Origin of the sequence: Megasphaera sp. An286 (genome assembly GCF_002163455.1) — a bacterium.
Classification (GTDB): Bacteria; Bacillota; Negativicutes; order Veillonellales; family Megasphaeraceae; genus Megasphaera; species Megasphaera stantonii.
Genome location: NZ_NFIY01000011.1, coordinates 33,859 through 47,099, shown reverse-complemented (window position 1 = coordinate 47,099; position 13,241 = coordinate 33,859). Strand labels below are relative to the sequence as shown.

General features: G+C 56.0%; 13 protein-coding genes. 1 reads left to right on the top strand and 12 read right to left on the bottom strand.

Features of this window, described 5'->3' with window-relative positions; all coding sequences use genetic code 11:
- Window positions 1–199 precede the first annotated feature (199 nt).
- The 6 genes from B5F80_RS06570 to B5F80_RS06545 form a co-directional block, all read right to left on the bottom strand.
- Window positions 200–2,287: a cation-translocating P-type ATPase gene (locus B5F80_RS06570; protein WP_087478025.1), complete on the bottom strand. Its 2,088-nt coding sequence runs from the start codon at window positions 2,285–2,287 to the stop codon at window positions 200–202.
- A gap of 1 nt (window position 2,288) precedes the next feature.
- The gene (locus tag B5F80_RS06565; RefSeq protein WP_087478024.1) at window positions 2,289–2,951 is read right to left on the bottom strand and encodes an HMA2 domain-containing protein; all 663 of its coding nucleotides are present in this window, start codon (window positions 2,949–2,951) and stop codon (window positions 2,289–2,291) included.
- A gap of 2 nt (window positions 2,952–2,953) precedes the next feature.
- Window positions 2,954–3,295: an HMA2 domain-containing protein gene (locus B5F80_RS06560; protein WP_087478023.1), complete on the bottom strand. Its 342-nt coding sequence runs from the start codon at window positions 3,293–3,295 to the stop codon at window positions 2,954–2,956.
- Between the two features lie 26 nt (window positions 3,296–3,321).
- Window positions 3,322–3,537, bottom strand: a complete 216-nt coding sequence (locus tag B5F80_RS06555; RefSeq protein WP_087478022.1) for a 50S ribosomal protein L9 — start codon at window positions 3,535–3,537, stop codon at window positions 3,322–3,324.
- 166 nt (window positions 3,538–3,703) lie between these two features.
- Window positions 3,704–4,576, bottom strand: a complete 873-nt coding sequence (galU, locus tag B5F80_RS06550) for a UTP--glucose-1-phosphate uridylyltransferase GalU (protein WP_087478021.1) — start codon at window positions 4,574–4,576, stop codon at window positions 3,704–3,706.
- Window positions 4,577–4,588: 12 nt separating this feature from the next.
- Window positions 4,589–6,568 (bottom strand): LPO_1073/Vpar_1526 family protein, encoded by a 1,980-nt coding sequence (locus B5F80_RS06545; RefSeq protein WP_087478020.1) that lies wholly within the window; start codon window positions 6,566–6,568, stop codon window positions 4,589–4,591.
- A gap of 179 nt (window positions 6,569–6,747) precedes the next feature.
- Between B5F80_RS06545 and B5F80_RS06540 the strand changes: the two genes are divergently transcribed.
- Window positions 6,748–7,419 (top strand): HAD family hydrolase, encoded by a 672-nt coding sequence (locus B5F80_RS06540; protein WP_087478019.1) that lies wholly within the window; start codon window positions 6,748–6,750, stop codon window positions 7,417–7,419.
- Between the two features lie 66 nt (window positions 7,420–7,485).
- Here the strand turns inward: B5F80_RS06540 and B5F80_RS06535 are convergent, their stop codons facing one another.
- The 6 genes from B5F80_RS06535 to floA form a co-directional block, all read right to left on the bottom strand.
- A complete protein-coding gene (locus B5F80_RS06535) occupies window positions 7,486–8,673 on the bottom strand; it encodes an S-layer homology domain-containing protein (protein WP_087478018.1) in 1,188 nt (395 codons plus the stop codon).
- 26 nt (window positions 8,674–8,699) lie between these two features.
- The gene (locus tag B5F80_RS06530) at window positions 8,700–9,755 is read right to left on the bottom strand and encodes an S-layer homology domain-containing protein (protein WP_087478017.1); all 1,056 of its coding nucleotides are present in this window, start codon (window positions 9,753–9,755) and stop codon (window positions 8,700–8,702) included.
- A 116-nt stretch (window positions 9,756–9,871) separates the two neighbouring features.
- Window positions 9,872–10,852, bottom strand: a complete 981-nt coding sequence (locus B5F80_RS06525; RefSeq protein ID WP_087478016.1) for an asparaginase — start codon at window positions 10,850–10,852, stop codon at window positions 9,872–9,874.
- A 95-nt stretch (window positions 10,853–10,947) separates the two neighbouring features.
- On the bottom strand, window positions 10,948–11,691 hold the full coding sequence (locus B5F80_RS06520; protein WP_087478015.1) for an alpha/beta fold hydrolase: 744 nt from the start codon (window positions 11,689–11,691) through the stop codon (window positions 10,948–10,950).
- 41 nt (window positions 11,692–11,732) lie between these two features.
- A complete protein-coding gene (locus B5F80_RS06515; RefSeq protein WP_087478014.1) occupies window positions 11,733–12,176 on the bottom strand; it encodes a hypothetical protein in 444 nt (147 codons plus the stop codon).
- 12 nt (window positions 12,177–12,188) lie between these two features.
- Complete coding sequence (floA, locus tag B5F80_RS06510; RefSeq protein ID WP_087478013.1) at window positions 12,189–13,232, bottom strand: flotillin-like protein FloA; 1,044 nt, start codon at window positions 13,230–13,232, stop codon at window positions 12,189–12,191.
- Between the last annotated feature and the right edge of the window lie 9 nt (window positions 13,233–13,241).

Below are 13,241 nucleotides of genomic sequence, written 5' to 3'. Positions count from 1 at the left end.
TTTAATGGTTAGGACTGACTTTCGTCATTCATACAGTAGTATATCATACTAATATGGTGATGTATACATAAAAAAATATAAAATTCCGGATAAAATTGTTTCTCCACCCCGGCAGATAAAAAATAATTCCCTGCAGCTGATTCACTGTACCAACTGCAGGGAATTCCCAGAACAAAGGAGCTTATATGTCAGGATAAAATTACGCTTTTACCATGCGGCGAGACACGCCGAGAATGCGCACGCTGTTCAATACGACGGCCAGCGTCGCTGTATTGTGGATGACTGCGGCCCATAAGGGGCTGATGCGCCCCAGCGCGCCGAGAAGCATAGCCGCTGAATTGACGATAATCGTCGCCGTAAAATTCTGATTGATGACCTTCATGGTCTGCCGGCCAATCTTCAATGCATCATACAATTTTCCCGGATCTTCGGAGCGAATCGTAATAGCTGCCGATTCAGCCGCTATATCCGTCTTGTTGCCGCCCAGGCTGACGCCGATATCGGCAAAGGCCAGTGCCGGTGCGTCGTTGATGCCGTCGCCGACCATCATGACGCTGCCCCGCTTCTGCAGCTTCATGACGTAATTAGCCTTATCTTCCGGCAGTATTTCAGCATGATAGGAATCAATGTCCATTTCGCGGGCCACTTCTGCCGCCACTTCCTTGGAATCGCCAGTCAGCATGATGACTTCGTCTACGCCGATGCGGCGCATTTGATTGAGAGTCTTCTTCATGGCCGGGCGAACCGGGTCTTCAATCGTCAGGCAGCCGATATACTGCTTGTCCCGCGCGACAAACAACAGATTTTTTCCCCATGATTTGTCGCTTTTTTCCGGCATGCCCTGCACGCATTCTTCCTGCATGAAGCGGCGGCTTCCGACGAGGACGTCGCCGCCGGCAAAGTCTTCAAAGGGAGGCACGGAGGCCCTCATGCCGCGGGCAACGACCGTCTCGGACATATCGTGATGCGGTACGTCCCAGCCGTGAGCCTTGACGTATTTCTGCACCGCTACGGCCAGCGGATGAACGGAGTGCATTTCCGCCGACGCAGCCAGTAAAATCATTTCCTTTTCATCTACTCCGGGAACCGTAGAAATATGGGCAATCTGCGGTACGCCCATGGTAATCGTGCCGGTCTTATCGAGGACAACCGTGTCAATATCGGCCAGATTTTCGATGTAGTTGCCGCCTTTAATGAGAATCCCCTTGCGGGCCGCCATGCCGATGGCCGCAGAAATGGCCGTCGCCGTCGACAGCTTCAGGCCGCAGGAGAAGTCGATGAACAGCAGGTTCAGCACGCGCTGCCAGTCCTTCGTCGCCCCATAGACAATGGCCGCGCCGATAAAGGAAATAGGAACAAGCATATTGGCCATTTTATCGGCAAAATTCTGCACCGGCGCGCGGCGGGTCTGCGCCTCTTCGACCAAGTGGATAATCTGGGCCAGTGACGTATCGGCGCCGACCTTTTCGACCTTGACGACGAGGTCTCCGGCTTCGATGACGCTGCCGGCATATACAAAGGTCCCGGGCTGCTTGATAGCCGGATTCGATTCGCCCGTAATGGAGGCCTGATTGACTGCCGCATTCCCGCCGACGACTTTCCCGTCCACACAGATCTTTTCGCCCAGATGGACGGCAATCGTATCGCCTACCTTCAGTGAGTCGACAGGGACCTTTCGTTCCCGGCCATTTTCCACGAGCCATACGTCCCGCTGATCCAGCTTCAAGAGGCCCGAAATCTGGCGGCGCGCCCGTTCGGCAGCATATTCCGTCAGCATTTCCGCTCCATTGGAAAGGGCCAGCAAGGTCAGGCTCGATTCGGGCTTGCCAGCCAGGACGGACGCGGCCACAGCCGTAGCGGTCAGCGTATCGGCATTAGCCTGCTTGTCCCGGATAACGCCCATGACGCCGTTCTGGATAAACCGCCGGGCGATAAATAAGGTAAACAAGCGCCGGAACAGGAGAATGCCGTCGTAAAATTCCGGATTCGTTTTGCGTAAAATATTCATGGCGATAAAGCCGCCGACAGAAATAATGGCTTCGCGCCGGTATGCCGCTACGTCCCATTCTTTTTTATCTTCCTTAGCTTTTCCGTATTTCTGCTCAAAGGAGCGGACCAACATGCGGATAATCCGCAGATCCACCTTCCCCTGGTAGTATATGGTCAGCTTTTGCTCGTCAGACGAGGCGGCAGCCACGCCGGGAATCTGGCGCAGCTTGACGCTCAGGATAGAGCGCATGCGCAGGGGCAGCACGCTGTGAAGCGGCAGGGTACAACACGTATACATCTTATCTCCGCCCCCTCATCAACGACGTAGCCCACCACAGCATCTGCGGTCCCGACGGGCGCTGATTCTGGCCGATCATCTTGCGCATGCCCCGCACGGCCAAAAAGAGAGACAAGAGGGAACGCAAATCAAAGACGTTGGCCGTCTTCTGCGATACGGCAGAATTCAAGAAATTCAGCGTCTCATACAGCACATCCGTATAAGCCGACGCAGCCGTTTTCGTCTGCACAGGCGCCGGCACATACGGCGGAGCCGGAGCAGCGGGAAAAATACGTTCCCCTAAATAACGTTCCAACGCATCCAGAGCCCCTTCATTATCCGAGCATACCAGAATACTCCCTGTCGCCGCATTGACTTCCACGCGCCGCGCCGCCGGCAAACTGCCGAGAGCCTGCTGCAGAAGCTCGGCCAGGGGCTGATTCTGCACTAATGCGGCAGCCCGATATCGGCGTCGGCCCCGTGTAGAAGATACACAGGCAAAAGCCGGTATATTCGGTCTGACAGGCGCGGCAGGCATAGCCGGAGCCGCATAGGGAGGATTGGCAGCCTGTTTTCCCATTCCCTTGCCCCTTCCTCCGGCTGGAGAAAATCCGCCGCCGGACACCATGTTATGAATCGCCTTTCCGATAGAAGCTCCCAACATAAATCCGGAAGCATAAGACATAATCAACCTCTCCTTTCCGCATGGTTCATGATATACTGTTCCACCCGAGCCAATTCGGCATTGCTCCGCAGCGCCTGCGGCCTGTACAAAATCAGCACGGAACCGGTAACAATATTGATTTCTACCTTATCAATTTCCCTATAGCTGGCCACATAGGCATATATCTTTCCGGCCAGCTCCGCATTGCCGACCAGCTTGCGGCTGTACAAGCGGATGCGCCCCGGAAGATACGATGAAATGCGCACAGCGCGGATGATAAAATCCCATTTCGATACAGGAAGCACGTGAGTAAGCCGTCCCTTCTTATCAATGATTACCAGTGTAAAAAAGACCGTCACCGCCATGGCGACAGTCTTTTCTATAACGCTTCTTATTTTGCCGCTGCTTCCTGCGCCGCAATCAAGTCTTCCAATTCTTCTTTTTGACGCTGTAATTCAGCCAAAGGCACATCGGCCGTAACCGTCCCGGCTGCCGGCTGCTGCAGGGCCAACAGCTGCTGCTCCCGCTCCGTAAGCAGTTTATACCCAAATACACCGGCAACGACGCCAATACCTAAGCCAATCCAAAAATCGCTGTTCTGAAACATAGCCAACCTCTCCTTCGTAAATAGAAACTGATACTTATTACTCATTTATTATATATCAAATGAAGGCTGATGTAAATATTTTTGATAATAATTATTTTATTTAATATTGAAATTTGAACAAAAAAATGGAGAGTCCCTTTTGGTACTCTCCATTTCACGCATCCATTTATTTTGTCATCAAATCTTTCAAATACTTCCGGAAGGGCTCGCCCAAATCGGGACGGCGCAGGGCGTACTCGACCGTCGCCTTTAAAAAGCCCAGCTTATCGCCTACGTCGTAGCGTTTGCCTTTAAAGCAGTAAGCGTATACGGCTTCGCGCGACGCCATAGTCTGAATCGCGTCGGTCAGTTGGATTTCGCCGCCTTTGCCCGGCTCGGTGCGGGCCAGCACTTCAAAGACGTCGGGCGTAATGATGTAACGGCCCAGGACGGCCGTACGGCTCGGCGCTTCTTCGACAGACGGCTTTTCAATCATATTCGTCACCCGCAGAACATTCTTTCCTTCGACGGGAACGCCGGCTACGATGCCGTAGGCCGATACCTTTTCCAAGGGTACTTCCTGGCAGCCCAAAATCGTCGCGCCCAAATCATTATAAATATCGATCATCTGGCGCAGGGCCGGATTCGTTTCGTTGTATACGACGTCGTCGCCGAGAAGGACGGCAAAGGGTTCGTCGTCGATAAAGGACCGGGCGCATAAGATGGCGTCTCCTAAGCCGCGCATGTGCTTCTGCCGGACGTAGTGGATGTTGATTTCCGAAATACTGCGGACCATCTTCAGCAGAGACTCCTGGCCGTGGCTTTCCAAATGCATTTCCAGGCCCGGATTCGTATCGAAATGATCCTCGATAGCCCGCTTGGCATGGCCGCTGATGATCAGGATTTCTTCGATGCCGCTCTGCAGGGCTTCCTCTACAATATATTGAATCGTCGGCTTATCGACGATAGGCAGCATTTCCTTTGGCGTAGCCTTCGTCGCCGGCAAAAAACGGGTGCCGAAGCCGGCAGCCGGTATGACAGCCTTGCGAATTTTCTTCATAGCAGATCCTCCTTATTCAAACCAGCGGGACAAATCGAATTCTTCGCCGATCTGTTCCTTGATATATCCCTGCGCTAAATACAAGCCTAAAAGCGACAAGGTGGAAATGCGCAGCATCGTGCTGTCCCAAATGTCGCCCAAATCGGCCAGTACCGGCGAAATATCTTCCATAATATCCAGGGCTTCTTCGCCGCCGAAGCCGGCAGGCCGTTTTTTCGCCAGCCGCAGCAGCTGCGCCTGCATGGCCCGGTCGGAAATACCGGCCAGGCGGAAGAACCGCGTCGCCATGCTTTCGTCGATCATAGCCAGCTTCACCAGGGGCGAATTGAAGGAACGGACGATATATTCCGCCGGCATAGGCGTTCCCTTCAGCACCTTGCGCAGTTCCTCTTCCGTAAAGCCGCGGTAGCGGAATAAGAGCGGATACGAATCAGCCAGGATTTCAGCAAAGTGCGTTTCCTTGCCTTCAAAAGCCGTGCAGTGGAGATAATCGAGCTGCTGGTAATAGGGGCGTTCCGTCGGGAATCCGTCGAGGAAGGGCAGTACGTACTTGTCGATGTACTGGCCGAAGGTTTCGGCGTCGACGTTGTGGGAATTGCGCGAATACAGGAACAGCAGCAGGACAGACAGTATCTTATAGTGGTTGTCCGACAGATAAGGCATGATTTTCAAGGCGTCGACGGCGACGAGATGGCGCGTCGAAACAGGCGAGCCCTGCACGATATCGGCAAAGGCCTGCAATGCCATCGCCGCGACGTAATCCTTCGGATGGGCCACGTAGGCCTTTTGCACGTTCTGCAGCGCTTCCTGGGCCAGCAGCGACGACAGGGCTTTCTTTCGTTCGCCGTCGGAGTGGCAGCCGATGCGGCGGAAGGCCGCCGCCGTAATCGAAGCAGCCTGCGCTTTCATATCCTCGGTCACCATGCCGAATTGACGCAGGAAATGAGCCGTGCATTGGGACATAAAGGGCGAATCGGCTTCGGGAGCCGCTTCCCAAATAGACGGCCGGCCGGCCATTGGCGCAGCTTTCGCCGCCGAGCGGGACAGGTCGTTGCCCCAGGGGCTCTTCTGCTGCTTCGTCTCGTTGCCGGCGTCAGTATGCGTATGCTGCCGTACCGGCGGCATGACGGCCGTTTCGTCGCTTGCCGGGGCCGCGCCGGTCTGACGCACGGCATCAGACAAGCGGCCTGCGTCGAACATAACTGTTTCGTCTGCCGCAGCAGCCGTTTCTTCCTGCTTTCTGCGCAGCTCGGCCGGACTGATGACCTGCGTTTCGTCGGAGACGCTTTTGGCGGCAGCCTTGGCCGTTTCAGCCATGACTTCCTGCACGATGCGGCGTCCCGGCCGCGCCGCGGCTTCGCCCTGCGATTTCGCCTCTAAATCGGCGGCTACGACGGCGGCCATATCGGCCAAGGCGGCGCGGGGAGCCTCTTCGTCTTCCCGTTCTCCCTCAGACCGTTCAGCGGCTTTGGCGCTCCGCAAGGTTTCAGCCATGTCTTTCTTCTTGGCTTCTTCTTCCTTCGCCTTGTGAGCCGCAGCTTCTTCTTTATCGATTTTATCCATGGCTTCTAATATTTCTTCGCGCGACAATACCTGTGTCGCGTCGAGATGTTCCTGCTTCTTAGCCGGACGATGCGGTTCTTCGTATACGATTTTTCCGTCGCGGCGTACGGCTTCTCCCTTCGTCGTCACGAAGGCCGTTTCGTCGGGATTTTCCTGACGCTCCCGCACGGTTACGTTAGAAATGCGAGGAATGGGCGCCGTATCTTCCCTGACGGGCTGCTGCGGCTGCGCCGAGCGTCTTTTTTCCGCCTCGTCATACCCAAGGGACGACTTGCCCTGGCCTGGCCGTTCGGACACGGCGCGGCTGTGGCGGTTCTTTCCTTTTTTCTCTTCCTTTTCCGAGCTGCCGCCGGAAAATAAAATATAGCATACTACAAAAAAGACAACTGCAATGCCAGCTACAATAGCATATGGTAACAAATTTGCCATATCAACCTCTCCTCTATCTTGCTCTATCAAATATCTTTCCCTATTGTATCATACTGCATCTATTTTAGCACTAGCCTATTTAGGTTGAAGCCCCATGAATTTAGGAAGCTATCGCCGTTGGACAAAGACCGCCGGGAACGGTATACTATGGGTATACTGCGCAAAGGAGGCGGGCCGTCATGCCCCATGAAATAAACCATTCGTACAAAGCCGTCATCTTCGATATGGACGGCACGGTTCTCGATACGTTGTCCGAACTGACTCATAGTCTAAATCATATATTCAGGCTCCACCAGATGCCGGAGCTCCCTCCGCAGGAGGTGCGCCTCTGCCTGGGCTACGGCTATACGGGATTGATCGAGCGGGCCGCTCCGTCCGTGCCGGCCGACGAGCAGGCCCTGTTAGCGGAAGAGTTCAAGCAATATTACAGCGCCCACTGCCAAGGCAATACCCGTCCCTACGACGGCGTCGCAGACATGCTGGCAGCGCTGCGGAACGGCGGATACAAGACGGCCATCGTTTCCAACAAAGGACAAGGCGCCGTATCGCTCCTCCACGACGAATTCTTCCGCCAGCTCGTCGATTTCTCCATAGGCGAATCGCCGCAGTACCGCAAAAAGCCTGCGCCGGACATGATAGAAAAAGCCCTGCACCTCTTGAACTGCCGGCCCGAGCAGGCCGTCTACGTCGGCGATTCGGAAGTAGATAAGGAAACGGCGGACAACGCCGGCTTGACGTCGGTCCTCGTCACCTGGGGCTTTCGGGATTCGTCCTTTTTAGAAAGCCTTCATCCTGATTACCTCGTCCATTCCTGTCAAGAACTGACCCACCTGTTTCTCCCCAACGACTAAAAACCGACCCTTCAAAGTGAAGCCTGAAACGCTGACTTGGAAGGGTCGGTTCATTTTATTTCTTTTTTAATTCATTACATCGTTTTCCACGTAAGCGATAGCGTTGGACGTCGCCTGGTCTACGAGGGGCGAATAGCTGATATTGTCGTGACGGCGGCCGCGGCGGTCCACGTCGTAGCCTTCGCCGTCACCGCTGCGATTTTCCTGCACATGGACGGCCTTTCCCGGAGCAGCCAGGGTTTCAATGCGGATAACGCCTGCTCCCACCCGCTCGTTCAATGCCTTGAGGGTCTGCTCGCTCACCGGGCGGCGGACCGTAACGACGACCTGCTCGTTGACGTAATCAGGAATGGAGCCGACGTAGGTCTGCACGCCTTCCATCCGCACGATCGTATTGACGGCGCTGTTCAGAATGCGGTCGTAGTCGCTCCGGCTCAAGCGGACGCGGCGAATAGACACGGCGTCGGCGCGAGTCACTTCATGTTCAATGCGGTCTTCCAAATACCGGCCTGGGCTGCCTTTTATACCTAACACGAGGGTGTTGCCTTCCCAGTACATCGTCCCATACCGGAAATAGGCCACGGCCGAGCCATATTCAGCGTTAAGGCATTTCATGACCTGCATTTCCACCTGCACATGGGATACGTAGTCTTCGTCCGAATGGAGCAGGCGGTATATGACCTCGGCCGCTTCCATGCGGGTAATGCCGTCTTTCGGACGGAAATAGTTATCGTCGGGCACCATGATATTCTTGCTGTGCAGCACCTGAACGGCCGTCAGCTCAGCCGGCGATACGTCGCTTTCATCGGCGTATGCTTCCACTTCACCGTCGGCGTCCGCCAGGCGGCAGTACTGCAGATACCGGTACAGGACGCCGGCAAATTCTTCCCGCGTCACTTCTTTATCCGGCTGGAACGAGCCGTCTTCATAGCCCGTCAAAATGCCCTGGGCCGCTACGGCCGCCATGGCGTCGGCAGCTCGTCCCGGCTGGACGTCCTTAAACTCCGGATTCGCTAACGGCATATTGGCAGCAGCGTTGTAAATGAGCTGGGCCAAATCGCCGCGAGTCAACACGGTATTCGGATGAAACTGATCGCCCGTCACGAAAGTCAGGCACTGCGTATCGTACAAGTAGTCGACGGCAGCCCGCTGGGGCAATGCGTTCAAGTCCGTATACGGCGCTTCTGCCGAAGCAGCGCCTGCGGATAGTATAGCGGCGGCGCCTAAAACCGCCGCCAAGGCTCTATATTTCATGCAAACGTCTCCTTTTGCGACAATATTTACTGAACTACGATGCGCAGCGCGCCGCCGAGGGCGTCATCCAGGTTGGCCCGCGTTTCTTCCGAAATGGACTGTACGGTGAGGACGACTTTTTCATTGAGATAGTCGACGTCGGTCTTGACGACGGCATCTGTAGCTTCCGTAGCTCTGTATACTTCTTCGGCTTTGGACATCATCTTCTTATAGTCGTCATAGCTGTATTTAGCCGTCTGTACGTATACGACATTTTTCGGTATCGTCTTATCCGCCGCCAGGACGCTTTCCAGTTCGACTTTATTCTTCTGCGTCTTCACGCCGATGTGGAGGGTATCGCCCTGCCAGTACATAATGCCGTCGCCGGCGAATTTCTTGATCGAACCGTAGGCTTCCGTAATATCCTTAAATACCTTCGTTTCCAGGGACGCTTCCTCCGGCGTCGCTTCCGGCGCCGCAGCCTGGGCCGAATCGGCAGTCATGACGATGCGGTACAATACGTTGACCGCTTCGCCGCGGGTAACGTATTCCTTCGGATTGAAGACGTTGTTGGAGCCCGTCATATAGCCTGCCGCGCCCATTGCGTTAACGGCTTCCTTAGCCCACGGAGAAATCTTGGCTTCGTCGGCGAAGGGGACGGTCTGCTCGCCCGTCGTCGCCATGCCCTTGTAGCTCATGTAATTATAAGCGATGACGGCGAATTCTTCCCGCGTAATGTTCTGCGTCGGCCGGAAGGTGCCGTTGCTGTAGCCGCTCATAATCTGCTTATCGACAAGAGAGGAAATGGCCCGTTCAGACCAGCGGCCCTTGACGTCCTTAAAGTCCGTCGTCACCGCCGCCGAATCTTCGCCGATCATGTTGTTGATAATCGCCGCGATGCCTTCGCGGGTAATATCCTCATTCGGGCGGAATTTTCCGTCTGTGCCGCTGACATAATGGCGGTCATAGAAATACTGTACGGCCGCTTTTCCCCAGTAATTGTCGATGTCCGTCAGCTGCGACGCATTATTTGCCGCAAAGGCGGCCGTGCTGAGGCCGGCAGCCAAGGCAGCTGTTATGAAAACTTTCGCATATTTTCTCATCGTGCATCTCTCCTGTCCATACTATATAGTTCACAGCATCGCTGTATACGTTATTCTCATATCTTTTTTATTTTATCACACTCAAAACGAATAGGGAATAGGCCGTCCTTGGCCAATCAGTATTCCCGGAAGGCCTCTTTGATCTCCTGGATATTCCTCGTTTTGAGCAGGGTCAGCTGCAGCAGGATCTTCGCCTTCTGCGGCGTCAGCGTATCGGCGCAGATCGTGCCCTCGTATTCAGCGATAGGTGTAACGGCCCCGCCCAGGGTCCGGCTGGCCCGCACGACGACGAGGCCCTCTTTCATTGCCTTCTGCAGGGACTGCCATACGGCTCCGGGCATGCGGCCGTGGCCAAAGCCTGCCAGCACGAGGCCGCAGACGTCCTGCGGGATGAGGGATTCTATCCAGCGTTCCATGCCAACATAGGCGTAGGCAACAACGACGGGCGGCAGGGCGGCACAGCCGCTGCAGGACAAGCCGGACTCATAGGTATGGCGGCGCAGCGGGGCTTGATAAAACATGGGCATTCCGTCCTGCATCAGTCCTATATAGCCGAGCTGACGGCTTTTAAAGGTGTCGACGTGAGTCGTATCGGTCTTTTCTACAAACCGGGCGCTGCAAATCGTCCCGTTCATGACGATGACGACGCCGTAATGGCCCGTTTCGGCCTGGGCCGCCGCCTGCACGGCTTCCAGCAGATTTAAGGGACCGTCGGCGCTGATAGCCGTCGCCGGACGCATGGAGCCGACGAAGACGACGGGCTTTTCCGTATGGACGGCCAGATTCAGAAAATACGCCGTTTCTTCCATCGTATCGGTGCCGTGGGTAACGACGATACCGTCTACGTCGTCCCTGCCGGCCAGCTCCTGCACCCGGGCGGCCAAGGCCAGCCACAGCCCTTCGCTCATATCAGAGCTGTCTATGCTGCAGAATTGCTCGCCCCGAATCCGGGCATACTGATGAACGGCGGGCACAGCCTGCAGCACCTCGTCTATCGTCGCCGCTCCGGCAGTGTATCCTGTCAAATCTTCTTCTGTCGCCGCCTTTCCGGCAATTGTCCCGCCGCAGGCTACGATGTATATATTAGGCAAAGCCATACATAATTTCCTCCAATCGTCTTTATATGAAAAAAGACCGGCATCGCACAGACGCCCAGTCTTTTTCCATGATTCAGTGTATTTCCGCAAGCCGGCTACCTCACGGGAACAGCCAGCGCTTCATCCAGCCATTGCACGGCGTCGCCCATCATATTCGTCGTCACGAAATGGCCCAGGCCGTCGTACGTCCCGTAACGGCTGATAACCTGGCTGTCTTTCGCCAGCTTCTCCATATACAGCTCCTGAGCCTTATTGTCGACGACGTCGTCGGCGCCGCCGTTAAGAGCCAGGACGGAGCGGCCGGCCAGCTTATGCGTATAGGCGTAGGGGTCCATGGCCTGAATCTGCAGGGCCAGCACGCGGTAGCTTCTCGGCTTTTCGATGTGGAGCGCCGCCCGGAACCGGCGGTCCGATTCATCCCACCAGCCGGAGCCGTTCAGGGCTACGGCCGTACGGAATTCGGTATAGTGGGTCATGACGCCCAAGGCCGTAAAGGCCCCCATAGAATGGCCCATGACGGCGCACGGCACATGCCGCCGCCACTTGCGTATGTACTTGATGATCGACGGCGCTTCGCGGATGTTTTGAAAAATCGTCTGCCAAAATTCACCGTACGACGCAGGGCTGTTGTAGTCGATGGGGCCGCGCTCGCCGTGGTTTACGGCTTCGGGAATGAGCACGTCGTATCCGTAAGCTGCCAGTAGATGGCCGCGGACGGACTGATATTCCTTCTGCGACGTCCAGCCGTGATAAAACAGCACGACGCCTTTCGGCATATCGCCGCAGGTGATCTGCAGGGCCGGAATGCCGTCTATATTAATTCGAGTTTCTCGTATCATATCCTATCCTCACTTTGTCTCATTATGTCCGATGGAGGGCCTTAGCGCCGGTTGCGGCGGCGAGCCAATGGCGGCTGCAGCAGCTCTTCCCATACGAGGCCGGCGTAAAGATCCCGTGCTTCGGGCGTCAAGCCGCTCCACGGTTCTGTTTTTGTCTTGGCCAGCCGGACCGGCGCGGCCGATTTGGGCTGAGGCGGCAGCGACGCGGCGTATGCCGCCAGCTGCGCCGCAGCGGCAGGAATGGCAGCGGCTGGTTCTTCTGCCGGCGCCTTGACCTTTCGCGACCGTATAGGAACGCGGCGCGGCGCCGTTCGGACCGGTTCCGGTTCTTTCTTAGCCGGCGCAGGCGGCTGCGGTTTCTCTGCCGGCGGGGTCTGACGCTTCGGATAACGCCGCTTTTTACGCATGGCGTCGGGCAGAGAAAACAGGATAATCATAATAATGGGTATGACGTAATTTAAGAGGCTGCCGTCGAATATATCCATGGTATCACCTGCTTATTCTTCCGCCTCAGACGTAAATCCGCCTTTATGGCCTTCGTCCTTCGCCGGCGCCGGCTTCGCCTTGGGGATGCCGGCCTGGGCCACAGCCGAGCGCATTTCCGTATCAGCCATGATATTTTTCATATTATAGTAGTCCATCACGCCAAGCGTTCCGTCCCGCAGGGCCTGAGCCAAGGCCAAGGGAACTTCCGCCTGTGCTTCGACAACTTTGGCCTGCATTTCCTGAGTATAAGCCTGCATTTCCTGTTCCTTCGCTACAGCCATGGCCCGCCGTTCTTCCGCTTTGGCCTGGGCGATCTGCTTATCCGCTTCCGCCTGGTCCGTCTGGAGGCGCGCGCCGATGTTGCGGCCTACGTCGACATCGGCAATATCGATAGACAGGATTTCAAAGGCCGTACCGGCGTCGAGGCCTTTGTTCAGCACGGTCTTGGAAATTTCATCGGGATTTTCCAGCACCTGTGAATGGTCGCTGGCCGAGCCGACGCTGGTAACGATGCCTTCGCCGACGCGGGCGATGACCGTCGCTTCGCCGGCGCCGCCAACGAGGCGGTCGATATTGGCCCGGACCGTCACGCGGGCCCGTACTTTCAGCTCGATGCCGTTTTGGGCGACAGCCGAAATAAAGGGCGTTTCAATGACCTTGGGGTTGACGCTCATCTGCACGGCTTCCAGTACGTCGCGGCCGGCCAAATCGATGGCGCAGGCCCGTTCAAAGGTCAGGGCCATCGTAGCCCGGTGCGCCGCAATGAGGGCGTCGACGACGCGGTCTACGTCGCCGCCGGCCAGATAATGGGCTTCCAGCTGGTTGGCATTGACGTTGAGGCCCGCTTTATTCGCCTTGACCAGCGGCAGGATAATCTTCGACGGCACGACGCGGCGCAGGCGCATGCCGATGAGATTGACGATGCCGACGGACACGCCGGCAGCCATGGCCGAAATCCACAAGCCGATGGGCACGAAGTGCAGAAACAGGGATATGGCCACAATGGCTATGACGATGACGATAATCGGTACGGCAAGAACTGATAATATGGACATAAGGTACCT

Coding starts and splice junctions, on each gene's coding strand:
- B5F80_RS06555 (WP_087478022.1), bottom strand. CDS start 3,537: ATGTTTCAGAACAGCGATTTTTGGATTGGCTTAGGTATTGGCGTCGTT.
- B5F80_RS06540 (WP_087478019.1), top strand. CDS start 6,748: ATGCCCCATGAAATAAACCATTCGTACAAAGCCGTCATCTTCGATATG.
- B5F80_RS06530 (WP_087478017.1), bottom strand. CDS start 9,755: ATGAGAAAATATGCGAAAGTTTTCATAACAGCTGCCTTGGCTGCCGGC.
- B5F80_RS06565 (WP_087478024.1), bottom strand. CDS start 2,951: ATGTCTTATGCTTCCGGATTTATGTTGGGAGCTTCTATCGGAAAGGCG.
- B5F80_RS06525 (WP_087478016.1), bottom strand. CDS start 10,852: ATGGCTTTGCCTAATATATACATCGTAGCCTGCGGCGGGACAATTGCC.
- B5F80_RS06570 (WP_087478025.1), bottom strand. CDS start 2,287: ATGTATACGTGTTGTACCCTGCCGCTTCACAGCGTGCTGCCCCTGCGC.
- B5F80_RS06535 (WP_087478018.1), bottom strand. CDS start 8,673: ATGAAATATAGAGCCTTGGCGGCGGTTTTAGGCGCCGCCGCTATACTA.
- B5F80_RS06545 (WP_087478020.1), bottom strand. CDS start 6,568: ATGGCAAATTTGTTACCATATGCTATTGTAGCTGGCATTGCAGTTGTC.
- floA (WP_087478013.1), bottom strand. CDS start 13,232: ATGTCCATATTATCAGTTCTTGCCGTACCGATTATCGTCATCGTCATA.
- B5F80_RS06515 (WP_087478014.1), bottom strand. CDS start 12,176: ATGGATATATTCGACGGCAGCCTCTTAAATTACGTCATACCCATTATT.
- B5F80_RS06560 (WP_087478023.1), bottom strand. CDS start 3,295: ATGGCGGTGACGGTCTTTTTTACACTGGTAATCATTGATAAGAAGGGA.
- B5F80_RS06520 (WP_087478015.1), bottom strand. CDS start 11,691: ATGATACGAGAAACTCGAATTAATATAGACGGCATTCCGGCCCTGCAG.
- galU (WP_087478021.1), bottom strand. CDS start 4,576: ATGAAGAAAATTCGCAAGGCTGTCATACCGGCTGCCGGCTTCGGCACC.